31 protein-coding genes are annotated in these 20,876 nt (G+C 69.3%); 4 read left to right on the top strand and 27 right to left on the bottom strand.

The features are described 5' to 3' along the window. Nucleotides 1-50: 50 nt before the first annotated feature. Nucleotides 51-239, bottom strand: a complete 189-nt coding sequence (locus ACFY1H_RS46695) for a DUF397 domain-containing protein (protein ID WP_386956386.1) — start codon at nt 237-239, stop codon at nt 51-53. After that, nucleotides 236-1,093: a helix-turn-helix domain-containing protein gene (locus tag ACFY1H_RS46700; protein ID WP_386956387.1), complete on the bottom strand. Its 858-nt coding sequence runs from the start codon at nt 1,091-1,093 to the stop codon at nt 236-238. The genes ACFY1H_RS46695 and ACFY1H_RS46700 overlap by 4 nt, the downstream gene beginning before the upstream one ends. Before the next feature lie 157 nt (nt 1,094-1,250). On the opposite strand from ACFY1H_RS46700, the gene ACFY1H_RS46705 reads away from it, so the two are divergent. The 4 genes from ACFY1H_RS46705 to ACFY1H_RS46720 all read left to right on the top strand — a co-directional run bounded on the left by ACFY1H_RS46705 (nt 1,251) and on the right by ACFY1H_RS46720 (nt 2,885). After that, a complete protein-coding gene (locus ACFY1H_RS46705) occupies nt 1,251-1,499 on the top strand; it encodes a hypothetical protein (RefSeq protein ID WP_386956388.1) in 249 nt (82 codons plus the stop codon). Beyond that, nucleotides 1,496-1,762: a hypothetical protein gene (locus tag ACFY1H_RS46710; protein WP_386956389.1), complete on the top strand. Its 267-nt coding sequence runs from the start codon at nt 1,496-1,498 to the stop codon at nt 1,760-1,762. Before ACFY1H_RS46705 ends, ACFY1H_RS46710 begins: the two co-directional genes overlap by 4 nt. A 449-nt stretch (nt 1,763-2,211) precedes the next feature. Further along, on the top strand, nt 2,212-2,529 hold the full coding sequence (locus tag ACFY1H_RS46715; protein ID WP_386956390.1) for a hypothetical protein: 318 nt from the start codon (nt 2,212-2,214) through the stop codon (nt 2,527-2,529). A gap of 113 nt (nt 2,530-2,642) precedes the next feature. After that, the gene (locus ACFY1H_RS46720; RefSeq protein ID WP_386956391.1) at nt 2,643-2,885 is read left to right on the top strand and encodes a hypothetical protein; all 243 of its coding nucleotides are present in this window, start codon (nt 2,643-2,645) and stop codon (nt 2,883-2,885) included. 80 nt (nt 2,886-2,965) lie between these two features. On the opposite strand, the gene ACFY1H_RS46725 is transcribed toward ACFY1H_RS46720, so the two are convergent. The 25 genes from ACFY1H_RS46725 to ACFY1H_RS46845 all read right to left on the bottom strand — a co-directional run bounded on the left by ACFY1H_RS46725 (nt 2,966) and on the right by ACFY1H_RS46845 (nt 20,833). Beyond that, the gene (locus ACFY1H_RS46725; protein WP_386956392.1) at nt 2,966-3,301 is read right to left on the bottom strand and encodes a hypothetical protein; all 336 of its coding nucleotides are present in this window, start codon (nt 3,299-3,301) and stop codon (nt 2,966-2,968) included. Then, nucleotides 3,298-4,491 (bottom strand): LamG-like jellyroll fold domain-containing protein, encoded by a 1,194-nt coding sequence (locus ACFY1H_RS46730; protein WP_386956393.1) that lies wholly within the window; start codon nt 4,489-4,491, stop codon nt 3,298-3,300. The genes ACFY1H_RS46725 and ACFY1H_RS46730 overlap by 4 nt, the downstream gene beginning before the upstream one ends. Before the next feature lie 4 nt (nt 4,492-4,495). Continuing rightward, a complete protein-coding gene (locus tag ACFY1H_RS46735; RefSeq protein WP_386956394.1) occupies nt 4,496-4,897 on the bottom strand; it encodes a hypothetical protein in 402 nt (133 codons plus the stop codon). 3 nt (nt 4,898-4,900) lie between these two features. Beyond that, nucleotides 4,901-5,227 (bottom strand): hypothetical protein, encoded by a 327-nt coding sequence (locus tag ACFY1H_RS46740; RefSeq protein ID WP_386956395.1) that lies wholly within the window; start codon nt 5,225-5,227, stop codon nt 4,901-4,903. After that, nucleotides 5,227-6,207 carry a lysozyme gene (locus ACFY1H_RS46745; RefSeq protein ID WP_386956396.1) on the bottom strand — a complete coding sequence of 327 codons (981 nt, stop codon included), beginning with the start codon at nt 6,205-6,207 and terminating at the stop codon, nt 5,227-5,229. The genes ACFY1H_RS46740 and ACFY1H_RS46745 overlap by 1 nt, the downstream gene beginning before the upstream one ends. Before the next feature lie 3 nt (nt 6,208-6,210). Further along, on the bottom strand, nt 6,211-6,918 hold the full coding sequence (locus ACFY1H_RS46750) for a hypothetical protein (protein ID WP_386956397.1): 708 nt from the start codon (nt 6,916-6,918) through the stop codon (nt 6,211-6,213). Continuing rightward, nucleotides 6,915-7,151 carry a hypothetical protein gene (locus tag ACFY1H_RS46755; RefSeq protein WP_386956398.1) on the bottom strand — a complete coding sequence of 79 codons (237 nt, stop codon included), beginning with the start codon at nt 7,149-7,151 and terminating at the stop codon, nt 6,915-6,917. Before ACFY1H_RS46755 ends, ACFY1H_RS46750 begins: the two co-directional genes overlap by 4 nt. A gap of 28 nt (nt 7,152-7,179) precedes the next feature. Then, nucleotides 7,180-7,908, bottom strand: a complete 729-nt coding sequence (locus ACFY1H_RS46760) for a hypothetical protein (RefSeq protein ID WP_386956399.1) — start codon at nt 7,906-7,908, stop codon at nt 7,180-7,182. Nucleotides 7,909-7,923: 15 nt separating this feature from the next. Then, on the bottom strand, nt 7,924-9,075 hold the full coding sequence (locus ACFY1H_RS46765) for a hypothetical protein (RefSeq protein ID WP_386956400.1): 1,152 nt from the start codon (nt 9,073-9,075) through the stop codon (nt 7,924-7,926). Then, entirely contained in the window at nt 9,072-9,350 is a 279-nt protein-coding gene (locus tag ACFY1H_RS46770; protein WP_386956401.1) for a hypothetical protein, read from the bottom strand. Before ACFY1H_RS46770 ends, ACFY1H_RS46765 begins: the two co-directional genes overlap by 4 nt. Before the next feature lie 12 nt (nt 9,351-9,362). Continuing rightward, nucleotides 9,363-10,538: a hypothetical protein gene (locus ACFY1H_RS46775; RefSeq protein ID WP_386956403.1), complete on the bottom strand. Its 1,176-nt coding sequence runs from the start codon at nt 10,536-10,538 to the stop codon at nt 9,363-9,365. Between the two features lie 15 nt (nt 10,539-10,553). After that, entirely contained in the window at nt 10,554-11,447 is an 894-nt protein-coding gene (locus tag ACFY1H_RS46780) for a phage distal tail protein (RefSeq protein WP_386956404.1), read from the bottom strand. Nucleotides 11,448-11,460: 13 nt separating this feature from the next. After that, nucleotides 11,461-14,994, bottom strand: a complete 3,534-nt coding sequence (locus ACFY1H_RS46785; protein WP_386956405.1) for a hypothetical protein — start codon at nt 14,992-14,994, stop codon at nt 11,461-11,463. Further along, complete coding sequence (locus ACFY1H_RS46790) at nt 14,987-15,220, bottom strand: hypothetical protein (RefSeq protein ID WP_386956406.1); 234 nt, start codon at nt 15,218-15,220, stop codon at nt 14,987-14,989. Before ACFY1H_RS46790 ends, ACFY1H_RS46785 begins: the two co-directional genes overlap by 8 nt. An 83-nt stretch (nt 15,221-15,303) precedes the next feature. Continuing rightward, nucleotides 15,304-15,921 carry a hypothetical protein gene (locus tag ACFY1H_RS46795; RefSeq protein WP_386956407.1) on the bottom strand — a complete coding sequence of 206 codons (618 nt, stop codon included), beginning with the start codon at nt 15,919-15,921 and terminating at the stop codon, nt 15,304-15,306. Nucleotides 15,922-15,974: 53 nt separating this feature from the next. Next, nucleotides 15,975-16,457 carry a hypothetical protein gene (locus tag ACFY1H_RS46800; protein ID WP_386956408.1) on the bottom strand — a complete coding sequence of 161 codons (483 nt, stop codon included), beginning with the start codon at nt 16,455-16,457 and terminating at the stop codon, nt 15,975-15,977. Between the two features lie 5 nt (nt 16,458-16,462). Further along, complete coding sequence (locus ACFY1H_RS46805; RefSeq protein WP_386956409.1) at nt 16,463-16,678, bottom strand: hypothetical protein; 216 nt, start codon at nt 16,676-16,678, stop codon at nt 16,463-16,465. Between the two features lie 3 nt (nt 16,679-16,681). Then, complete coding sequence (locus tag ACFY1H_RS46810; protein WP_386956410.1) at nt 16,682-17,011, bottom strand: hypothetical protein; 330 nt, start codon at nt 17,009-17,011, stop codon at nt 16,682-16,684. Between the two features lie 5 nt (nt 17,012-17,016). Beyond that, nucleotides 17,017-17,448 (bottom strand): hypothetical protein, encoded by a 432-nt coding sequence (locus ACFY1H_RS46815; RefSeq protein WP_386956411.1) that lies wholly within the window; start codon nt 17,446-17,448, stop codon nt 17,017-17,019. Then, nucleotides 17,445-17,816, bottom strand: a complete 372-nt coding sequence (locus ACFY1H_RS46820; protein ID WP_386956412.1) for a hypothetical protein — start codon at nt 17,814-17,816, stop codon at nt 17,445-17,447. The genes ACFY1H_RS46815 and ACFY1H_RS46820 overlap by 4 nt, the downstream gene beginning before the upstream one ends. An 18-nt stretch (nt 17,817-17,834) precedes the next feature. Then, entirely contained in the window at nt 17,835-18,239 is a 405-nt protein-coding gene (locus ACFY1H_RS46825; RefSeq protein WP_386956413.1) for a DUF6093 family protein, read from the bottom strand. Beyond that, on the bottom strand, nt 18,236-18,811 hold the full coding sequence (locus ACFY1H_RS46830; protein WP_386956414.1) for a hypothetical protein: 576 nt from the start codon (nt 18,809-18,811) through the stop codon (nt 18,236-18,238). The genes ACFY1H_RS46825 and ACFY1H_RS46830 overlap by 4 nt, the downstream gene beginning before the upstream one ends. Before the next feature lie 19 nt (nt 18,812-18,830). Further along, entirely contained in the window at nt 18,831-19,208 is a 378-nt protein-coding gene (locus ACFY1H_RS46835) for a hypothetical protein (protein ID WP_386956415.1), read from the bottom strand. A gap of 58 nt (nt 19,209-19,266) precedes the next feature. Then, nucleotides 19,267-20,223: a DUF5309 family protein gene (locus ACFY1H_RS46840; RefSeq protein WP_386956416.1), complete on the bottom strand. Its 957-nt coding sequence runs from the start codon at nt 20,221-20,223 to the stop codon at nt 19,267-19,269. Between the two features lie 43 nt (nt 20,224-20,266). Further along, nucleotides 20,267-20,833, bottom strand: a complete 567-nt coding sequence (locus ACFY1H_RS46845) for a hypothetical protein (RefSeq protein ID WP_386956417.1) — start codon at nt 20,831-20,833, stop codon at nt 20,267-20,269. Nucleotides 20,834-20,876: the final 43 nt, after the last annotated feature.

Genomic DNA, 20,876 nt, shown 5'->3' on the forward strand with positions numbered 1-20,876 from the left:
AGCGATGCCCCGGCACGACTGGGGTGTGCCGGGGCATCCTGTGTTTCGGGTCAGTCGCGCGTGAAGTTCGTGATCAACGCCCGCCACGCTGGTCCGGGAACAGACAGCTGTCCGCCCTCCCGGTCCTTGGTGTCGCGCACACCGACGACGGTCGGGTCCAACGCGACCTCCACGCAGTTGTTGCCGTTCTGGCTCCGACGCGGCTTTCGCCATTTGTCGGGGCCACTAGGTACCCTCATCCTGTCCTCATTCCCTTGATGACATCGGCGATGAGCTCGGCCGAAGCCTCCGGGCTCATCGCCACCTCCAGCACGACGCCGACCGCTTCGCGGTACGCCGTCACGTCGGCCTCCTGGTGCAGGATCAGCCCGCTTCGCCGGTTCTCCAGAAACACGATGGGGAAACCGTCGTCTCGCGGGTCGATCAGCGTGAACGGTCCCTCGAGCGCCGGGTGCCAGCCGCTGGTGAACGGCATCACGCGGAGATCGACGTGATCCCACGCGGCGACCCGCAGCAGGTACTCGAGCTGCTCGACCATCACCTCCGCGCTGCCGATCTCCTGCCTGAGCGCAGCCTCACCGATCAGTGCGACGAGGTTCGCCGGGTCCGGCCTGTCGGCGCTCACCACATCACGGCGACCGAGCCGCGTGGCGACTCGGGTGTTGATCTCGTCGGCCGGGACGGTGCCGCCGGACATGATCGCGCGGGCGTAGCCGCGGGTCTGCACCAACCCGGGGATCAGTAGCGGCGCGACCTCGGTGATGGTGTTCGCGGTCGCCTCGAAGTCCAGCAGCGCCGAGTTCTGCTGCCGCTGCTCGGGTAGCGAGATCGCGAGCCACTGTGTCGCGTCGACGCCGTCGAGCATCCCCATGATCTCGTCGTAGCGGCTGTTGTCGATGCCGAGATGGCCGAGGATCCGGGCGATATCGGCCGGCGGCGGCACCCGTTTCCCGGCCTCCCATCGGGACAGCGTGCGCGGGTCGATGCCGAGGTCCTTGGCCACGGAGCGCAGAGACACACCGCGCTCTTCTCGCGCTTTACGAAGAGCGGCGCCGAGCGCTCTGCCCTTCGTGGTCGCCGTGTTGTCAGCCATGCAACACAGCATAGGGCACGCGGGGCCGCAAATTGACATCACCCAAATAGGCCATTGCGCGTCCGCGTTGCCAGCGTTGACACTATTGCTCACGTCACGGCAACACCTGGCAACACCCTGGCAACGCAAGATCACCCTAACGCTCGGGGGCAAGCAGATGACACGAGGATGGCGCAACGAACGCACCGTCCGGACGGTGGACACCACCGGCCGCGCGATCGACGTCACCACCGGAATCACCACCGACGAGCGCGGCGTCGAAGTCGTCGCCCTCAGCGTCGACGACGGGCCCAGCGCAGTCATCGCCGACCCCGATTCCTTCGAGACTGCCGCGGCCGTGACCGTGAACCTGCAGCAAGCCCAGCTCGACCTCATCCGCCGCGCGCAGCGAGGAGAGCAGGCATGACCACCATGGCCCAGCCCCGCCATGCCGTCGTCTGGCCGGACGAATTCGCGATCCACTTCTGGGCCGGCGACACCCGCAACCACCGGTACCTGCGGTCGCACATCGACGACCTCGCGCGGCACACGCTCAGCCCGAACTGCACGCTGAGCAGCTTCGTCATCCCCAACCGGTGGGCGTTCCGCTCCGAGCTGTCCCAGGAGCTCGGCCCCGACCGCGACACGTCGCGCGACTGCCGCACCTGCTTCCGGGAAGCGCGCCGATGAGCGTGTGGATCCGCCACGACGGCACCGAGGTCAGCGAGACCGCAGACGGTGTCACGGTCGACACCGCCGTGGAACCCGACGAGACCGACGACACCCCCTGATTTCCCGGGCCGCGCGCCGTGCCCCGACACCGGCGCGCGGCCCGGGTTCCAGCAGGGACCGGCGGAACCCCCAATCCGCGCCGCCGGCCCCTCATACCCGGCCGGTGCGGTTGGTTCCCCCGTCACCGCGCCGGCCGGGTTCCCAAAGCTGTACCCGTGAAGCACTGGGGCGGGTACAGGGCCCACGCCCCGATGATCGTTGTCGGGGCGTGGTGTCCCCAACCGTGAAATCACAGATAGGATTCCCATCGTGACTCAGCGCCTGCGCAACCTGGTCCGCCGTGTGCTCGGCTTCGACCACCCCTGCCAGCACGCCAAGAGGGCGCAGTTCTGCGTCATCTGCGGAGAATGCCACTGCGGGCAGTAGTGGCGACCACCCACCGAAGCACGAAGGAGACGCCCGAGGAACGTCGGGCACACCTCTACGCGCCCACCGAGAAAACCGGCTGGTTCACGCCCACGTGCACTCACGGCACCACGGCGTGGGAAGGCGAGATGCCGCACTGCGGCGAGCGCCCGTGCCTCTGGCGCTGGTGGCTGCGCTGGGGCATCCCGTCACTGGGGCTGCTCGTGGGGTTCATCATCTACTGCTGCATCCACTACCACGTGCCGGACTGCCCGCCTGGCTGGCGATCACTCGGCCTCCAGACCTGCGTACGCGACTGAGCGCAGCCTCCTGCCGACGCCCCGACTCCCCGATGTCGGGGCGTGGTGCTTGTAACGGGTTGCTTGATCAACGCGAGTCACCAAGGCAGAGCCCAACTCACCCAGGAGATTCGATGTCCGAGACGATCAACCGCAGCCGGCAGTCGGCCCCGATGTTCGTCATCGTGCTCCGCCTGGTGATCACCCTGGCCGCCGCGCTCACGTACTGGGCGTTCCACGCCAGCTGGTACCGCGACGGGCAGGGCGACGGCGCCGGCACCATCTTGTGGGTCGTGTTCGACATGGTGGCCACCACCGCCGCGGCCGCGTTCGTCGTTGTCACGCTCATCGCCCTCTACCGCCGGATCGTGGGATAGCCCTCAGAGTTCCCCTCAGGCACGAAAAGAGGCCCCCGCGCCGTAGCGCGGGGGCCCTCGTTGTGCAGGTGGGGCGTTCGTCAGCCGAGGTCGGCGTAGAACCTGACGATCTCGTAGGACGCGGGCGGGAATGTCTGGGGCCGAGCGCCGGGCCACATGGCCTCGGCCTCGATCCGCATCTCGCCGAGCGCGGACGTCTCCCCCGTCTCCCACGCCCGGGTGAGCGTGACGCGCGACGGGTTGGTCGGGTCGACCACGGCGGAGTCCGGTGGCCCGTCGACGACGAGCTCGCCGGCGAGCTTGCCGAGGATTCGCCAGGACACCACCTGCGACAGGTCCGCCTCCCCCGCCGCGTCCTCGGCGATCAGCACGAGCGCGGGCTCGAGGTCGTGCTGTTTCATCTGCATGCTGGTCATTCGGTTCCCCCCTGGTCGATGGTCAGCGTCGCCGTGCTTCCTCGGATCGCGAGGGTGGCGAGGTTCGGCTGCACAGTCAGGCGCGGCTCGGCGGCGACGTGGATGGTGCCGCCGCCGCTGCCGTGCGCGACCGCGGCCGGTGCGACCGCGGCGCCGTGCCCGATGATGACGACGGCGCCGAGCCCCGCGGCGCGCGCGGCGGGCGCGACCGCGGTGCCGTCGCCGGTGATGGGCTCGACGAGACCGCCGGTGCCGGCTGCTACCGCAGCGGGTGCGACCGCCGTGCCCGCGCCGCTGACGAGCACGGCGCCGAGCCCGACCGCGGTGGACGGTAGCGCGGTCGCCGCCCCAGACGCGCCAACGAGAGCCGAGCCGGCGCCCGCGGCGGTGGCCCGTGGAGCGGCCGCGGTTCCAGTTACCGAGACGAGCGCGGCGCCGTTTCCGCTCGCGGTTGCCGAGGCGGCGGCCGCGGCACCGTTGGCGGACACGACAACCGCCCCGGCGCCCACGGCGCGCGCGGATGGTGCGACCGCCGCGCCGTTGCCGGTGATGGCGCCCGACAGCGGCGGGTCGGTGTCCGCAGCGAGGGCGGTGCTGCCCGCGGTGAGCGGGCGGCTGTTGCCGGAGGCGTCGGCGAGGGAGGCCGCGGCGAGTGGCCAGTTCGCCCACAGCCCGGACGTGCGCACCGGGGTTGTCGACGCCGACTCGGCAGCGAGCTCAGCGTCGGAGAGCACGGCGGTCCACATCCGGACGTAGGCCATCGAGCCTTCGAGCCATTCCGACCCGTCGCTGGGCGAGCGGCTGAACAGGGTGATGGTGTCCGGTGTGCCCGCGGTGTTCACGGTCCCGGTCGTCTTCGTCAGGGACCCCGGCGTGGTGCCGGCGAACACCTGCGCGGGGCCGCTGTTCATGGTGAATGCGAGGAACACCCACGTGGACAGCGCCTGCTCGGCGGTCGAGATGCCCGTGGTGCTCGACGACGAGTACAACGTAGGGGTGCGTCCGTTGGTACCGCGGAAGGAGTAGATCGCGGCGGTGCCGCCACCGGCTTCGACCCTGATCATCGGGTGGAACAGGTTGCCCGCGTGCACGGCGTTGACGCGGGCCCAGCAGCAGAAGGTAACGCTGGCCAGCGACGGCGCCGTGGTGCGGCTGACGCGGTCGGTGGCGGCGTCGCTGGTGGCCGCCATCGGATCAGGTCCCGGGCTGCGTGTACGTCAGCGAGTTGATGTTGACGGTCTGGCCGACGGCGATGCTGGTGTTGTCGAGCACGAGCTCGCCGCTGCCGACCGCGCCGTCGTAGACCGTCGCCCCACCGCCGGACACAACGCGGTACCAGCCCGCCGTGCCCGCCGCGACGCCTGTGCCGCTGCGCGGGGTCGACGCCAGGCTCGCCGTGCCCGCGCTGCTGGCCGACCCGAACGCGGTGGCGGCGAGCGCGATGCTGACGAGCAGCGTGCCCGACGGCGCGGTGTCGGCGTCGGCGGGCTGGGTGCCGCTGTAGATCTTCAACGAGCCGGCGCCGCCGGCGTCGGTGCGGTCGACGACGGCGTCGGCCGCCGCCTGCTGGGAGAGGTCGGGGAGACGGGTGGCCATGGCCTACTCCTTCGGGGGGACCGGGGTGATCGGGGTGCGGTTGACGTCTTCGGCGATCAGCGGGTCGACCGCGGGCGCCGGGCGGGTGTTGTCGTTGGGCTTCGCGGCGGCGACGGCGCCGGTGCCGAGCACCGCCGAGCCGATGCCGATCACGAGCAGCGCGGTGTCGGCGTCCATGTCCCAGCCCGCGAGGTGGGCGATCAGCACCACCACGGGCACGGTGAGGTAGCCCCACAGGCCCGCGAGCGCCTTGCGGTAGCGACCGGGCGCCGTACGCGCCCACGCGGCGAGCTTCCGCCAGCGGTTGGCCGGGGGTTCGGGGGCGGTCATCAGAACACCAGCTGCACGGACGCGCCGTGGTCCGGACCGACGAGCTCCCACCACAGGGAGCACGAGAGCGCCCCCGCGGGAACAGGGACCACCCACGGGTAGTGGTCGGTGACCACGCCGTTCGAGGGAGCCACTTCCTTCAGCAGGTTGTTGTCCCCTGCCTTGCCGTACGCGCCGAAAAAGACGCACTGGTGGATCTTCAGCGAGTCGTACGCGACGCTGATCACCAGTTCCTTGGCGCCCTTGCACGAGATTGACGTGGACTTGTTTCCGGGTTCGAGCTGCACGGGGTTGTCCTCCTGGTCTGCCGGCGCGGGGGTCCCACCGCCGGTGCTTCCTCCGGCCGCGCCGAACAGCGCGGCCAGCTCGGCGTCGGTGCCGTTGAACGCGAGGCAGTCGAGATTCACGTTCGGGTAGGCCGCGTCCCGGCCGCTGCTGGTGAACTGGAGTACGGCCACCGTGTTTCCGCCGTAGCCCTCCCACGCCGAGCTCGTGCGGGCGGCGTAGGCGGCGGCCACCGAGCGCGTCACGTAGTCGGGGTACCGGCTGCTGCACAGCGGCGGCAGGCCGGCCAGCGAGCCGCCCCCGCCGTCCCCGGTGAGGTACCACTTGGGCGCGTAGGTCAGGAACACGTGGTAGCCAGCCGCCTGGAACGCGTCCACGCACGCGCGCAGGAACGCGACGTTCCCCGAGCCCTTCTCCCAGTCGAGCATCACGGGGATGGTGCGGTCCGGCTCCACGCTGGCGTGCAGCGCCGCGTTGGCCGCCGGCGTGATGCCGTTGCCGAGGTAGACGTAGGCGCCGAACAGCTTGCCGCCCTTGCGCGCGTTCGCTTTGTGCGTCGCGTACGTGCTGGCCTTGCTCGTGCCGTACTCACTCCCGGCGCCCTGGCAGGACTTCGCGATGATGAAGCGAGCCGCCAGCCGGGACACGTCGATGCCCTTCTGGTAGTCGCTCACGTCGTGGCCGAAAATGGGCATTGGTCAGCCTCCGGTCGTGGGTTCGGGCTGGCTCGGCGGCACCGACGAGTTCGGGTCCACACAGGCCTTGCCCTGGTAGGTGGTCATGTCTGGTGCCGTGATCACCGCGTCGCGCAGCTCGTAGCCGTCCGGGCATGCCGGGCCCGGCTCGCCAGTCGCGCCCGCGGGTCCGGTGTCGCCGGTGTCGCCCTTCGCGCCGGCCTGCCCGCGGCACGGGTCGTTGTCCTGCCCGCAGTACGCGGCGACCGCGCCAGCCACGTCCGGGGTGGGTGCGTCCTTTCCGGGTGCCCCGTCCTTGGGGATGGGGATCCGGGCGAGCACTGCGTTGGTGAGCGCGTCGAAGTCGGGCGTCATGCCGTCCGGCCCGCGGCACTGGTCGCGCGTCGAGCAGTAGTCGTCGACGGCCGAGCGCGCGGCGGCGCGCAGCTGATCCGGGTCGACCGCAGCGGCCGCTGGCGAGGGTGCCTGCACGACGGGGGTGGCGCCGAGGCTCTTCACCTGTTGCGCGAGCTTCCCCACGTCGACCGCGCGGCTGTCGCTGGTCTGCTGCAGCTGGGTGATCTGCCCGTGCTGCGCGAAGAACGACACCGCCAGGAACGCCATCGGGGCGAGTAGCAGCGCGAGGCCGAGCCACAGCTGCCAGTGCGCCCGGCTGTCGCGGCCGGCGTCGGCGGCCGGCTGGACGATGGTGCGGTCGATCTCACCCGTCATGAGTCACCTTCTCGACGCTTGAGCAGTTCCTCGAGAAGCTCGGCGACCGCCGCGCTTCGGTCGTCGTCTTCGTCGTCCTCGTCGTCGCCGAGCACCCGGTCGATGACCTTCTCTGCGGTGCGCCGACGTTCCCGCTTCGATCCGCGCCTGATGGCGTAGGCGCCGAGCCAGACGCCGCCGATCGCGCTGATGATGGATGCGATGCCGGGGAGCAGCGACGCCAGATCACTCACGCCCACCCCTTTCGTTCACAGTGGACGGTCACAGTCCGTTGTCGATGTTGTACTGGGCCATCGAGATTCCGTAGCCCCGCTGGTGGCCGTAGAAGAACCCTTGCGCGCCGCCGGTGTTGGTGACGAGCAGGCTCATGGTGATCTGGTGGGCCATGGCGCTGGCCGGGAGCAGCAGCGACGCCGAGCAGAACTGCCCGCTCGTCACGCCGATCACCGGGTCGGAGAAGACGGTGCCTCCTCCGAAGTAGTCGATCTTCCACCTGTAGTTCCAGGTGGTTGTTGTTGTCGGACGCACCAGCGCGGTCACCCGGACCGCGGGGTTGTAGGCGAAGTTGACGCCCTGTCCGATCGTCGTCTCGACACCGTTGGCGAGCAGGTCGTTGCCGAACCCCGAGAATGCGGGCCCGGTCGCCAGGGTCATCGACGGGTGCGACAGGCCGTACCCGGCGAGCTCGTCGTGCGCCCACATCTGCACGCCCTGCAGGTCGACCATCCGCGCGGCCTTGCCGCCGTAGACCGTCGAGTAGAAGGTCTCGAGAACCACTCCGCCGGCGCCGTTGCCGATCACGACCCTCGCGTTGTCATCTGGGTCGTTCGGGTCCGGGACGACGGCGAAGTCCTGCTCGCCGTCGTGGCCGATGACGAACGGGTACTTCGACTGCCGGCTCAGCGCGTCGATCTGCCGCTGCAGGTCGTTGATCCGGTTGATCAGCGGGTCGGGCGTTTGGGGGCGTTCGACCGGCTGCTGAGCGACCATCGGCCACCTCCGTTCCTAGGCTGCGCGGATGGCCTGCAGCTGGTGGTCGACGCGATCGCGCGGCGTGCTCGAGGACTTGGACATGCCGACCATCCGCCACCGGTACTCGCCGTCGGGAAGCCAGTGGTGCCCGCGCACGGAGTAAGTCGCGAAGTGGCCTGGGCTGTACGTGCCGAAGGGCGGGTCGGCGTCGGCGAGCACGGTGGCCTGCCACTGCTCGGGGAGCTTGCTGTAGAGGTCGACGTCGGCCTGTGCCCAGCTGTCCAGGGTGGACTGCGCGGTGGCGTCGGTGTGGTTGGTGTCGACGTAGTCGACCAGCGGCCAGCCGGCGGCGATGAGGTCGTCCGCAGTGGCGGTGCCGTACAGCTGGCCGGCCTCGTTGCCGGATCCCTTCACAAACGTGCGGCTCGCGCTCGCCGTGGTCCCGCCGGCAACGGACATCTTCGTGAGGGTTCGGTTGTAGAAGAACCGCATGTCCACGCCGGGTTGGGTGAGGTAGGGGTCGCCGATCAGCAACCGGTGACGGATGAACCGCTCGCCGTCGACGACGGTGAGGTACGGCTGGAACAGCACGTCCGGGCCGCTGTCGACTTGCGTGAGCTCCCGCAGCCGCTGCCCGAACGGCGCCATGTCGTAGCCGTGGTAGTTCCGTACGTTGTCGCCGCCGGCCGGGTCGAGCGCGGGAAGGTCGATCGGGAGGTTCGACCCGGAGATGAACTGCATGTTGATCGCGTGGTTCACCAGCTCGCGCGCGAGGTTCGGCAGCGAGTTCGTGAGGTTGATGTCCGAGGACGGGTCGGTGAGCCGCTGTCCGGCGGCGGGGTTCCACGCGGCGTTGTGCAGCACACGCCGGTCGAGGATGTCCCAGATCCCCTTGAACGCCACCGACAGCACCGGGTTCTCGTCGTCGGGCTGGTACGGAGTGATCGGCCCGGCCTGCGCCACCTCGACGCCGCGCAGCACGGCAATAGAGAACTTGTCCGGCACGGCCCACTCACGCGCCCGTACGGTGCGCGGTCCGCCGTCGAGCGGGACGCTGATCTTCCCGTCGCCGGTGTCGTTGATCTGGGCCGACCATTCCGGCTCGGCGACGAGGTCGAGGTCGTAGAGCACGCGCCCAGTGACGGTGTCGTAGGCGAGGGCCGTGTATTCGCGTTCGGTCGTCACGAGCTGGCCTGGCTCCATGCCCAGTTCGCTTCGGGCGGGATCGCTTGGTAGTTCGTGGCGAAGTCGGCGGCGGTCACCACGAACCCGGTGGCAACCCAGTCTCCGACGGGCACGGTGTAGGACCCGACGACGCCGCCGTCCATAGTGAGCGTCCCGTCCTCGGCGACCTGGTGGTTGCTGAACGCGGAGTTCGGCATGGTCTGGATCTCGTGCAGGTTGGACCCTGTCCACTGCACGTAGTTCTCGCCGCGCGGGCGGCTGATGAACAGCGGCATGATGGCTCCCTTCTAGATCCCGATGTCTTCGACGATCAGCTTCGGCAGATGCCCGGTCGCGTTGTACGCCTGGGTGACGTTGCCCGCCGCGGAGGTCGCGGCGCAGATCGTCGCCGAGACCGTGTACTGCCCGCTGCTGGGCGCGACAAAGTCGCCGAAGAGGTCGGCCGGCACGTTGTAGCCGTTGGACAACCCCGACAGGTCCCGCGCCTCGAAAAGGGTGCCGTCGACGGCGGTCGAGCTGGTGCCTGCCTTGTACCGCAGCCTGATCAACGCGGGGTTGACGTTGGTGAGGTTGTTGGTGTTCGAGTTGGACGAGGACAGGTCACCGTTCCACGTGGCCTTGTATCGACGCCCCGACACCAACGTGGCGGTCACGAAGCACGCGACTTTCTCGGTGGTGCCTGATGAGCTCACCGCCGCGGTAGGCCGGTGCACACCGAGCACACCGAGCGGGGTCGTGGTCCGCCACACGGGGTTCCACTTCGTGCCGTCCCAGATGTCGAGCCCGTTAAACCAGCGCATGTCGCTGGGCATGAACGACGGATCCGACAGGCTGTCGCCGGGCAGCAGCACCCGCACGCCGCCGAGTAAACCCGTGGAGCGACGCAGGTCGGTGATGGTCACCGTGCCCGACGTCGACACCTGCGCACGGGCCAGCGGGATCCCCACGCCGCCGCCGGCGCCCGGGAACGACGTGATCAGGCCAAGGCTGTCCCAGGAGACCGGATCAACCGGGACCGCGCCGGGCGTGCCGGTGATGATCTCGTGCCGCAGCGGGATCACGCCGCCGCCCTGGATAACATCCGACAGCGTGGTGTCGTAGGCCCGCGCAACCACGATGTCGTTACGCGGGTTGGTCGCTGGCGGGGTGTCGCAGGTGACCGTCTTCGCCGGCGGCAGCGTCCACGCGAGGTAGCCGCCCTGCCCCGAGCGGCCGATCACCGCAGCGACCGGGTTCACGTTCAAGGTCCGGCCAGACTGGACCGTGACGCGCCCGTCGTAAGCGAACGTCCCGTCCGACACGGTCGGGATCACCCCCGACCGCACCGCGGCCAGCGGGGTCGTGGTTGTGCCGCCAAGGAACAGGCTCTGGACCAGAGCACGGCCCTGGCGAGCGTTGTTGACCCGCGACCCGTTCGGCATCGCGGACCAGAAACCGTCACCGTCAGCATTGACGACCGCCATCGGAGCCCCTCTCTGTCAGTTGTAGGCGTCGTGCCAGGTCGCGACGACGGTGGCGTCCCCCACGCCGCTGAACTGCACGGACCTGGTGGCGCCCGGTGGGATTTCGATGAAGTCGGCCGAGGTGAGTGCCCCGGTCCGGTCGATGCCGTCCAGCGCGGCCGGCGAAGTGGTGAACGGGGAGCAGTCGATGCGCAGCGTCTGCCCGGCCACGATCGACCCCGTGTAGCCCAGGACACGACCGGTGGCCAGGTCGGTGAACGCGAGATCCGACGCGGCTGATGCCGTGGTGATCGTGAGCACCGGCCACTCCGGCGCGGTGCCGGTGTTGGTCATCGACAGCACGTTGTTCACGGCGCTCGCGCCCCAGTCCAGACCGCCGTTGGCCCAATCCAGACCGCCGTTGCCCCAGTCGAGACCGTCGGCCGCCGCGTTCGACAGCGACGCCTGCGCCGTGCGCTCCACGAGGGACAGGAACCGCGGGTCCTCGGCGTAGAAGTCGAGTCCCCAGTCGGCGCCGGCGTTGGCGTCCCACACCTCCCACTTCGGCGCGCCCTCGTCGCGGCCGATCGTGAGCTGCCGGGGCGAAACCCCGTCGTCGACGACCAGCAATCCGGACCCACCATCGGCAAGCACGCTCACCAGCCGATCCCGCGCGGCCACGAGCAGCGGCCACGAGGGATCGGCCATCGGCATGCACCAGCCCTGCAGGGTGAACGAGCGCCCCGCCGCGTAGGAGCGGGACCGGTAGCCGCCGATCCCGAACGGCCGCTCGTTGGCGTGTGTCTTCTGGGCCGTGCCGTAGAACAACGTGTTGGTCAGCACCGACCAGCGGCACCCGAACTCGTCGGTGCCGCCGGCCGCCCACCCACCGATCGTGAACGTCACCTGCATCGGATCGGTCAGCACCACGAGATGTCTCCCCTCACCGAAGCTGCCACGCGAGCGCGCTCACCATCGCCGCGGCGAGCCGGTTGGGATCGGTCTGCGCGGTGTTGATCGTGACGTTCGCTCCCTCGGGACGCCCGCTTTTTGCGACGGCTGGCGGGGCCTGGATGACGATGCGTGGGGTGATCTGCTGCACGGATGCGGCACCGCCGAGGATCTGCTGCTGCACGCCGCCGCCGAGCCACGCGCCGTTCGGCGAGAGCAGTCCTTCGTGGATCGCGCCCTGCGTGAGCAGGCCCGCGGTCCGGGCCGACCCGTTGAGCGGCGCGAAGATCTCGTCGACCTTCGCGTCGCCCGCCCACTTCAGCGTTCCGGGCCGCGCGACCTCCCCCCTGTTGCTGAGTCGGTTCGCCGAGGTTGGCACGAGCCCACCGTCGGCCATGCCGATGTTCGCCCGGTACAGCGCGCCGTCGGCGTTCATCCGCGACGTGCGGATCTGCACGCCGCCGATCGCCGACGGCCCCGAGGCACGGTAGGTGATCTGCACCGTCCGCGGCGTGGTGAGCTGGTTGAGGATGGCGAATGCCGGGCCGGCGTTCGCGTTCACGTTCACCGTCGCCCACGTGCCGTCGGTGTTGCGCTTCCACCGCTGCACTTCGCCCGTCGCCGGGTTGGTCGTGGAGAACGTGGTGGTGACCGCGCCGGTCTTGTCCGTCGTGGACTCCCACTGGCGCACCTGCCCGGTGGCTGGGCTGATGTCCGTCGTCACCGTCGTCTTGCCGATGGTGCGAGTCGTCTCCGTCTTCCAGTTCGCGACCGCCCCGGTGGCTGGGTCGGCGTCGCCGTAGACGGTGACCGTGCCCTTGGTCTGGTTGATGTTCGTGCGCAGCACGTCCGCCGCGTGCTGGCCCGCGGTTGTGTCGGCGAAGACCTGGAACTTGCCGTTCGGGAGCGCGACCACCTGATATCCGAGGGTGGTGAGCGCGCTCTCGGCTTCCTTCGTCAACGCGGTGACTTCGACGCCCTTGTTGTCCGGCACGGACCCGAGGTCCTTGATGATTCCCGAGATCTTCTCGTGCGTCTCGGTGTCACCTTCGAGGCCGAGCTGGGTGACGATGTCCTTTGGGATCAGGCCGTAGTGCTGCATGATCTGCTGGACCTGCTTGTCGTTCAGCCCGAGATCGGTCAGCTGCTTCGCGAACGCGTTGCGCATCGGGCCGAGCTTCGCGGTGATCTCGTCGGCTGACGCGCCACCGTCCTTCAGGGACTGCGCGTAGGTGGCGAGGTCGGTCGCGCCCTGCTCGACGGTGTCCTGCAGCTTCGATCCCGCTTCAGACGTGGTGTTGATCGCCCCGGCGGCGTCGACAAGGTCCTTGCTGTGGCCCTTGAGGTTGAGTTTCTTGAACGCGTCCCCGATGCCGCGCAGGTCGTCGTTCCAGTGCTGCAGTGCTTCCTCGATTGACGGCGTCTGCCCCGCGAGGGTGCGCATCGCGTCGATGATCGCCTGTCCCGCTGAGGCCACGTCGACGCCGGTCTTGTCCAGGGTCGTCCACGCGGCAGCGAGACTGCCCGCCGCGACTTCGGCGGCGTACATCGCCGGCGTGGTCCCGCGCGCGATCGCCGACTCGACCTGCTTCTGGGCGTCGGCCAGGGCTTGCGCCTTCTTCGCCGCGTCGTCGTTGGCGCGAGCTTCCGCGTTGGTGGCGGTGATCCCGTCCAGCGTGCGGACCAGCTGTTCCTTCTGGGCGTCCGTCAGGTTCAGGCTGTGCAGCCGCACCGCGGAGAGGTTGTTCACCAGATCCGCGGCGTTGCCGCCCTGCTTGGCGAACGCGTCAGCGGCCTGCAGGATCTCGGGCGTCATCTGCCGGTTGGCACGGCTACCTGACAGAAGCTGAACGATGTAGTTCTTCGCCTTATCGTTGTACGCGTCGAGCGCGGCGCCGCCGCCGAGCGCGGCCGCAGACGTCTGCTGCAGGGATGACCCGAACAGCAGGCTGTTGGTGAACGCGTTCTTGTCCGACAGCGCCTTCTGCGTGGCAGCGCGCACGTTCGCGCCGATCGCGTTGTTGTCCTCGAGGTAAGCCTGGGTGAGGTCGGCCACGGACTGGCGCTGCTCGGCAGCGCGCGTGGCTGCGTCCTGCGCGCTCTTGCCCCACGCGTCGAGCAGCGCGCCGCCGGCGATCAGCGCGATCCCCAGCGGGTTGAAGCCGCCCGAAGCGAGGGAGGAGATGCCAGCCTTGAACTTGCTGGTTCCGGCCGAGTCTGCCGCGGACATGGCCTGCTTGAACGCCGTGGTTCGGTTGCCGTTCTCGTCGAGCAGCGGCGTCAACGCCTTCAGCCCGAACCCCGTCTCGGACAGTGAGGTGCCGAACAGTTTCGCGATCGAGTTGGTGGCCAGCATCGACCCGCCGGCCTGTGCGAGCGGCGCAGCCCAGGACCCGAGCAGTCCGACGAAGGTCTGCACGACCGCCAGGCCACCCGACACGGTGCCGAGGAACCCGCCGGTGGCGCCCTGCAGCGCCGGCATCCCGGTTGAGCTGACCGTGAGCAGCATCGCTTCGAGCTGGTTGAGGGTGCCGCGGAACTGCGTCAGCGGCCCGTTGCCGCCCTGCGCGAGGTTCGCCAGGAACGTTCCCAGGAACCCCTCGAGGTCGCGGACGATGTGGCCCAGGGTCTCGAGGTCCTGCCCCGCCGCCTGCGAGCCGTCCGACAGCCCGATGAGGAAGTCCGACAGGCCGGCGCCCGTGTCGCCGAGCAGCGAGCGCAGGCCGATGAGGACTGGCTGGGACCGTGTCACGGACGCCACGACACCCGGCATCGCATTCTCGGCGAAGTCGGTCGCAGCCCCAGTGAGCTGTTCGACCGCCGGGACGCTGCCGGCGAACACGTCCTCGATCTCCGGGCGGATCTTCTCGTAGGAGGCGCGCAGCCGGTCGGCCGAGTCGACGAGCGGGCCGTCGAGGACGGCGGCCATGCGCGAAGCGTCGTTCTGCACGTCGTCGGCGAGGTTCCCGAACGAGTTGGTGACCTGGTCGTTGAAGATGAGGAACTTCGCGCTGAGCCCGACGATTAGCGCGGGGATCAGGCCAAGTGCCGCGGTGACTCCCGCAGCGCCGAGCGCGGCCGCGGCGGGAAGGCCCACCGACAGGCCAGCGAACAGCTTGGCATCGAAGGCGGCGTTCGCGCGGGCGGCGACACGGCTGACGGTCTGCTCCATCTGTCGGCCGGAGTTGTCGACGTCGGTCGCGGCCTTCTTCTGCGCTGCCGCGTACTGCTGGGTGGCCTCTTTGGTCCGCAGCACGGCGGCCTCGGACTTGCGCAGGTTCGAGGCGTGTTCCGCCTCGGCGGCGGCCAGTTGCGCCACCGTCGATTTGGAGTTCTTGCGGACCTCGTCCAGCTTCGCCTCGGACACCTTCACCCGGTCGGCGGCGTCGGCCTCGTCGTCGAGGGCTTTCCGGAGGTCTCGGCCAGCGGACTCGAGGTCGCGCGTCAGCTTGCCGGCGTCGCGCATCTTCGCGGCGTAGTCGGCGATATCCGCGCGCAGCTTCACCGAGACGGTCCGGTCAGCCATTCCGCCTCCTCAGGTTCGCGACCCACACGACGAGCGCGCGCGGGAACGGCACGGTCTCGTCGTCTTCGTATTCCTTGCGCTGCCGCTCGATCGCGTCGCAGCGGTGGCAGCGGCCGGGCGGCTCGGCCACGTACCGACCCTCGTTCTCGACATCGGTGGTCTCGGGCAGGTAGCCGCCGCACCCGACGCAGCTGAGCTGTTCGAAGTCGAGGTAGGCGAGGACCATCGACCGGTCTGTCTCTGTCCACTCCGGAGTGCGGGTGGTGACCGACCGGATCAGCCGGCCTTCGTCGTCGTAGTGGTGCTCGGTCAGCTCTTGGGGCTCTTCGCCTTCGAAGCGCGACGGGGAGATCCCGAGCCGGGCTGCTGCCGCGAGGTGTCGCCGGAGTCGGGAATCAACTGCGACGCGGCCTGGCTGAAAACCGGGCGGTTCCGGTCTCCACGGCCGAGGGAGTACGCCGCGTTCGCGAGGTCATCCCACTGCGCCTGGGTGATGACGTCGACCAGCTTGTCGAACTGCGCTTCCGACAGTTCCGGCTCGACGATCTGCGCGCGCACCAGCGCGGGGATGAACGTGTCGACGTTGAACCCCGACTGCTGATCGCCGGGCTTGTCCATCCTCGGCGGGTGCTCAGCCACGAGCTTCGCCCACGGCTCATGCCTCAGGCCGCGCATCAGCACCGTCATCGTGTTTTCGGCGATCTCGGCCTCGAGAGCCTTGATCTTCTGCGCGAGCTCTTTCTCACCCGTCGTCGGTGCCATGGTGTTGCGGCCCGTTCGCGTGGTCATGAGCTGGTTGTTCAGGTCTTGCCACCGGTCCCGCAGGTCCGGCCGCAGGCACAGCGGAACGATTTCCTCCGGCAGTTTCGCGCCCGCGAGCATCGTGTCGATGTCCACAGTGGTCTCCTCGGCTCCTCTCGGCTCCACGCGAGGAAGGTCCGGGCCGCCCGACGGAGCCGAGTTGTCGGGCGGCCCGGAGATCAGGCGGCGACGACCCCGTCGAGCTCGGACGCCGCGGTGTTGTACAGCTGCGACATGAACTTCTCCACGCCGTTCGCTTCGGGCTTGATCGGGCGCCGCACGCCGGCCTTGACCGGGTAGACCTCGACCGGGTCGGCCGCGGCGAACGCGGTTTCGATGGAGGTGCCGCGGCGGACGACGAGGTAGCCGGTGAGGCCGCGCTGCAGCAGCGTCCAGGCGACGTCTTCGGCCGGGGTGTCCTTGCGGACACAGGTGAGCTGGATCGTGGTCTTCGACCGGCCTGGCTGCTCGGCGTCGATCGTCTCGCAGAGTTTCGGCGCGGACGTCACGGATTCGTCGGTGCTGATGTCCAGACCGTCGGACATGATCAGGCACTCCAGCGACGTGCCCGCGGTCACCTCGGCGACAGTGGGGGCGCCGATGTTCACGATCGTCGGCACGAAGCTGACCTTGATGTTGCCGTCGGAAAGCATGTCGGCCATGGGAGCTACTCCTTGTCGGTGTCGGCCGACGAGCTGTCGGCGTCTTCGGTCTCCGGCTTGTCACCGGAGGTTCGGGGGAACGCGGCCGTCTTCGGCCGTGACGGCACAGGCCCGGGGGCCTCGACCCAGCCGGGGCACATTCCGAGCGCCAGCGCGGCCTTCGGCAGCGCGGCAACGTGGCCGGTCTCTTCGCAGCGGGCACGCACGAGGTTCGACGCCATGACTCAGACCCGGACCGCGGAGTAGGTGACCGAGGTGGTCGAGGAGACCGTGAACGCGACCAGGCCGTCGGTGCCGGCCAGCGCGGCCGGGAACGGGCCGAGGACACCGATCTTCGCCGCCCCGATCGACACCGACGTCACGTCCGGTTCCGGCTGCCCGTAGGCGGTGTTGCCCGGCACCACGACGGTCGCGGTGATCGCCGACGCGCCGGCGTTGTTGATGACCAGCAGCACCCGGTCGCCCGGCTTCACCTTGTCGGGACCCGCCGTCGCGGCGGTCGTGGTGAGCACGACGCCGCCGAGCTTGGCCTGCTGGATCGGGACAGTTGCCATGGTGATCAGCCCTTCCGGGACTCGAAGACGTAGGTGTCTTTGCCGAACATGGGGTGGCGCCCGGTCGCGGTGTCCGTGACGTCCCGGTCTTCCTGGACGGGACCACCGTCGTTTTCCTTGCGGATCCGCACCACGGCCCTTCCGTCGACAGAGGGGCGGACGCCGAGCACGCGCGCTTTGGTCTCGTCGGCGACGATGAACACGGAGTCGGCGGTGAGCCCGACCGAGGTGACCAGGAAACGGAACGTGGTCTCGTCCGGGTCGCCGCACAGTTTCGTGCCACGGTCGATGCCGGTGCCTATGTTCAGCAGCGCATAAGGGAACGACGGCGGGTTCGGGACCTGCCCGTCGTAGACGGTGAACGGCGGCGATCCGGCCCGCAGCATGGCGAGGATCGCGGTGTGGTGCTTGGAGATGGTGCGGTCGGGCGCGGTCACAGGATGTCCTCGGCGACGTCGGCGAGCGCGTCGGCGAACCGCGGCGTTTCTTCGTTCAGCGGCCGGTTGATGTCGAGCACACCGGCGGTGCGCGAGGTCCCGAAGTACAGGAGGTTGCCCAGCGCGCCCTGCACGAGGTTCTTGTCCGGGCCGATCTCGGCGCCCATCCCGCCGTCGGTGACGTCGTAGGAGATGGAGCCGGGAAAGTACCGGAACGTCGGGTGCCCGGTGGCGTCCTGACGCATCCCGTTCTTGATGTTCACGGCGCCCTTTTCGACGACCTTCTTCACCTTCGGCGCCGCCTTCTCCGCGATCGCCTCGAGGTCGTCGGCGAGGCGGTCGACTTGGGACATGTCCACTTCAGACACAGGAACACCTCCCTTTAGTCAGCCGGTGATCTCCTCGACGAGGAACCGCAGCGCGGTCTGAAAGGTCTTGCTGTCCCCGGTCTCGACCCGGAACAGGCGGCCGATGTTGTCGGGGTTGATGGATGCGGTGATCTCGACGACGTGGCCCGTCTTCACCTGCCCGCTGCCCACGACTGGCAGGTGCAGCCACATTGGCGAACGCGTCCACTGGTGCTCGCCGGCGTCCGGGGTGGACGGGAACGGCCGCTGGTTCTGCAGCTTGCACTTGCCGGTGTAGACCGGATCCCCGTACGCAGGCGTCACATTGCCGGTGACCGGGTCCGTGACCACGTTGGCCTGGTCGACGGGCCGGATCCTGCAGGCGTCGACCATCATCGCTTCGGCGCGGCGGCGACCGGCCACGACCAGCCGGGCCGGGTTCACCCGATCCTCACCAGACGACCGCGGGCACCGTAGGCGCGGCGCAGAGACCGGCGCAGGTTGTCCGGGATGAGCCCGGCGAGGTCCGAGGTGGACGACTGGCCGTACTGCTGGCTGTAGTCGTCGATGGTGAACCCGGTCGCGCCGGTGGGGTTATCGTTCATCTTCGCCGCGACCGCGAGCACGGCGCTGCGGGCGAGGGCGAGTTTCGCGTCCCAGTCGGGGAAGCCGTGCGTGTACACGACCTCCACGACAGCGGGCTCGTCGGCGCAGCGGGCCCAGCCGTGGCGGCGCCACAGCCGGTCCCCGAACCGCTTGTAGTCGGTGACCGGTTCGTCCTCGAGCGAGATCGAGGTGACCGTGGTGACCGGTCGCTGCGGGAGGTCGAGCCACCGGTCGGTGGTGCCCATCAGCGTGATGGTGTCGTCGACGACTTCGACGAGCAGTTGCCCGGCCGCGGCCTGCACGACACCGGTCGCGAGTTCGAGCAGGCGGGTCGCGTCGTCGTCGCTGAGGGAACCGGCGTCCTCTTTGAGGAGGCCGCGGAGGCCCTCGACGTCAGCGAGCAGAGACATGAGGGCCTCCCCGTTCCGCTCAGGCGTTGCGGTGGTCGCGGATCGCGTCGGCGAGCTTGTCGGCGCCGAGCCGCTTGTCGACGGTCACGCCTTCCGCCTCGGCGACCGCGAGGAGCTGGTCCTTGTCGAGGCCGGACAGGTCGTCGCCCTCGTCGTAGTCCTCGACCTCGGGCGCGGGGGCGGGGGCGTCGATCTCCTTGAGGTGTTCGTCGCCGCCGGCTGCGATCGCGGCACGCAGCCGCGACACCGTGTCCTCGTCGTCGGTCTCGAGGACACCGACCTTGATGGTGTGCTCTCCGAACTCGCGCGCCTCCGGGGTGAAGACTGCGTACGGGCGCACGTCGTCGCTGCCCTGCAGGCTCAGCGCCGGGTAACGGTGGTGCTCGAACTTCGCCATGGTGGAGCTCCTTCACGAGAGGGGGCCCGGCCGGTGGCGCACCGGCCGGGCCCGACGATCAGCTGAGGTCCGCGATCACCGCGTGGTAGGTCTCCGGCCCGTACTCCAGGCCGACCTCGCCGTACAGCTGCCACTTCTCCGAGGAGCCCGTCTTGCCCAGCGGCTCGACGAACAGCAGGCCCTTGCCGGGGATCGACAGGAACCGCGGCCGGCACACCGACAGGTCGAAGATGCCGATCTTCCCGGCCGGCACCCAGCGGTTGACCATGACGCCGAAGACGCCGAAGTCGGTGACGAGCGTGTCGATGGCGACGCCACCGACGTTGCGGGTCATGGTCGGCTGGTTCAGCGGCGACGCCGAGTACAGGTTCGACAGCACGACCTTCTGCGCCGGGTTGCACATGAACACCGTCGAGCCCTGCGGCAGCTTCGCGCCGTTGTTGTAGGCGGTGATCAGGGTCGCGTCGACGATCGCCTTGGACAGCGCCCGCGGGGTGCCGCCGTTGGCGTTCACGTTCGTGGTGACGGCGGTGAAGATGCCGCGCGTGGTGCGCGCCGACGCGTTCGTGCCCGGGTTCGCGAAGGCGCCCGTGAGGAACGACTTCTCGATGTCCACGGCCATCGACTCGAGCTCGGCGTTGATCTGGAACGACAGCTCGTCGAGGACGGGGTTGTCGTCCGGGCCGATGTTCGCGCCGGAGTAGTCCGACGTGGTGCCCAGCTTGGTGTAGGAGATGTCGATCGCCGAGTGGTGGATCTCGACGACGTTCGTCACCGCGGAGCGGGACTGCTCACCCGCGGTCGGCGCGGCCGCGCCCTCCAGCTTCGTGTTGCCGGCCGAGGAGGTGCGGCGGTCGACGGTCTGCCATTCGAACAGCTTCGACTTCACCGGCACGGCGCCGGCCAGGCCGCCGATCGCGGACAGGAACGGCGTCTCGGTCGGGGTGACGTTGAACAGTTCGCCGTGGTAGTTGGGCAGGTTGAACGTGGTTCCCTGCCCCGAAACGGTAGCCATGGTGGCGTTCCCTCCAGGGGGTCAGGGGCAGGGGATTCCTGCCCTACTTCTTCAGCAGCTGCTGCGACTTCAGAGCCAGAGAGGCCTTGACGTCGCCGTTCTTCTCGGCCTCGGCGATCCGCGCGTCCATCCCGACCGGGCCGCGGGCACCCTGGCTCGGGTCCGGCTTCGGCACCGACGGGCCGGCGGGGGTCTGGCGGGCGGAGAACCGCTGCGCCTGGCGGCGCATCGTTTCTTCGTCCTGGCCGGTGAGGAACAGGTCGGCGTCGCTGACGCCTTCGTCGTCGGGCGCGGTCGAGATCCCGAACTCGGCGGCCACGCGGAACCGGAGCGCTTCCGCCTTCGCGGCGTCGCGTTCGGCCTCGGCGCTCTTCCACGCCTCGGTGGCCTTGTCCAGTTCGGACTTGTCGCGGTCCTCGAACTCCTTGAGCCGGGCCGCGAGGTCGCTCTTTTCCTTCTCGGCGGCCTTGCGGGCCTTGCGTTCCTCGGCCAGCGCACGCTTCCCCGCGTCTCCGAGGTCGGTCGACGGCTCGCCCGTCGTGGCTTCTGGCTTCGGGTCCTCGGTCGGCTGCGGTTCCGGGTTCTCCGGTGCCGTGGTCGGTTCGGTCATGTGGTGGTTCCTCCATCGCAGAGGGGTTGCCCGGGCCGCATCG

It is taken from the genome of Amycolatopsis sp. NPDC001319 (assembly GCF_042896185.1).
In the GTDB taxonomy this organism is placed as follows: domain Bacteria; phylum Actinomycetota; class Actinomycetes; order Mycobacteriales; family Pseudonocardiaceae; genus Amycolatopsis.

Bases quoted from the DNA above. Each gene is read 5' to 3' on its own strand.
- ACFY1H_RS46845 (WP_386956417.1), bottom strand. From the start codon at position 20,833: ATGACCGAACCGACCACGGCACCGGAGAACCCGGAACCGCAGCCGACC.
- ACFY1H_RS46745 (WP_386956396.1), bottom strand. From the start codon at position 6,207: ATGCCCATTTTCGGCCACGACGTGAGCGACTACCAGAAGGGCATCGAC.
- ACFY1H_RS46730 (WP_386956393.1), bottom strand. From the start codon at position 4,491: ATGGCGGCCACCAGCGACGCCGCCACCGACCGCGTCAGCCGCACCACG.
- ACFY1H_RS46775 (WP_386956403.1), bottom strand. From the start codon at position 10,538: ATGGCGGTCGTCAATGCTGACGGTGACGGTTTCTGGTCCGCGATGCCG.
- ACFY1H_RS46720 (WP_386956391.1), top strand. From the start codon at position 2,643: ATGTCCGAGACGATCAACCGCAGCCGGCAGTCGGCCCCGATGTTCGTC.
- ACFY1H_RS46805 (WP_386956409.1), bottom strand. From the start codon at position 16,678: ATGGCGTCGAACCTCGTGCGTGCCCGCTGCGAAGAGACCGGCCACGTT.
- ACFY1H_RS46740 (WP_386956395.1), bottom strand. From the start codon at position 5,227: ATGACCGCCCCCGAACCCCCGGCCAACCGCTGGCGGAAGCTCGCCGCG.
- ACFY1H_RS46695 (WP_386956386.1), bottom strand. From the start codon at position 239: ATGAGGGTACCTAGTGGCCCCGACAAATGGCGAAAGCCGCGTCGGAGC.
- ACFY1H_RS46760 (WP_386956399.1), bottom strand. From the start codon at position 7,908: ATGGTCGCTCAGCAGCCGGTCGAACGCCCCCAAACGCCCGACCCGCTG.
- ACFY1H_RS46790 (WP_386956406.1), bottom strand. From the start codon at position 15,220: ATGGTCCTCGCCTACCTCGACTTCGAACAGCTCAGCTGCGTCGGGTGC.
- ACFY1H_RS46750 (WP_386956397.1), bottom strand. From the start codon at position 6,918: ATGACGGGTGAGATCGACCGCACCATCGTCCAGCCGGCCGCCGACGCC.
- ACFY1H_RS46700 (WP_386956387.1), bottom strand. From the start codon at position 1,093: ATGGCTGACAACACGGCGACCACGAAGGGCAGAGCGCTCGGCGCCGCT.
- ACFY1H_RS46830 (WP_386956414.1), bottom strand. From the start codon at position 18,811: ATGTCTCTGCTCGCTGACGTCGAGGGCCTCCGCGGCCTCCTCAAAGAG.
- ACFY1H_RS46715 (WP_386956390.1), top strand. From the start codon at position 2,212: ATGCCACTGCGGGCAGTAGTGGCGACCACCCACCGAAGCACGAAGGAG.
- ACFY1H_RS46810 (WP_386956410.1), bottom strand. From the start codon at position 17,011: ATGGCAACTGTCCCGATCCAGCAGGCCAAGCTCGGCGGCGTCGTGCTC.
- ACFY1H_RS46725 (WP_386956392.1), bottom strand. From the start codon at position 3,301: ATGACCAGCATGCAGATGAAACAGCACGACCTCGAGCCCGCGCTCGTG.
- ACFY1H_RS46840 (WP_386956416.1), bottom strand. From the start codon at position 20,223: ATGGCTACCGTTTCGGGGCAGGGAACCACGTTCAACCTGCCCAACTAC.
- ACFY1H_RS46835 (WP_386956415.1), bottom strand. From the start codon at position 19,208: ATGGCGAAGTTCGAGCACCACCGTTACCCGGCGCTGAGCCTGCAGGGC.
- ACFY1H_RS46735 (WP_386956394.1), bottom strand. From the start codon at position 4,897: ATGGCCACCCGTCTCCCCGACCTCTCCCAGCAGGCGGCGGCCGACGCC.
- ACFY1H_RS46710 (WP_386956389.1), top strand. From the start codon at position 1,496: ATGACCACCATGGCCCAGCCCCGCCATGCCGTCGTCTGGCCGGACGAA.
- ACFY1H_RS46705 (WP_386956388.1), top strand. From the start codon at position 1,251: ATGACACGAGGATGGCGCAACGAACGCACCGTCCGGACGGTGGACACC.
- ACFY1H_RS46800 (WP_386956408.1), bottom strand. From the start codon at position 16,457: ATGGCCGACATGCTTTCCGACGGCAACATCAAGGTCAGCTTCGTGCCG.
- ACFY1H_RS46785 (WP_386956405.1), bottom strand. From the start codon at position 14,994: ATGGCTGACCGGACCGTCTCGGTGAAGCTGCGCGCGGATATCGCCGAC.
- ACFY1H_RS46770 (WP_386956401.1), bottom strand. From the start codon at position 9,350: ATGCCGCTGTTCATCAGCCGCCCGCGCGGCGAGAACTACGTGCAGTGG.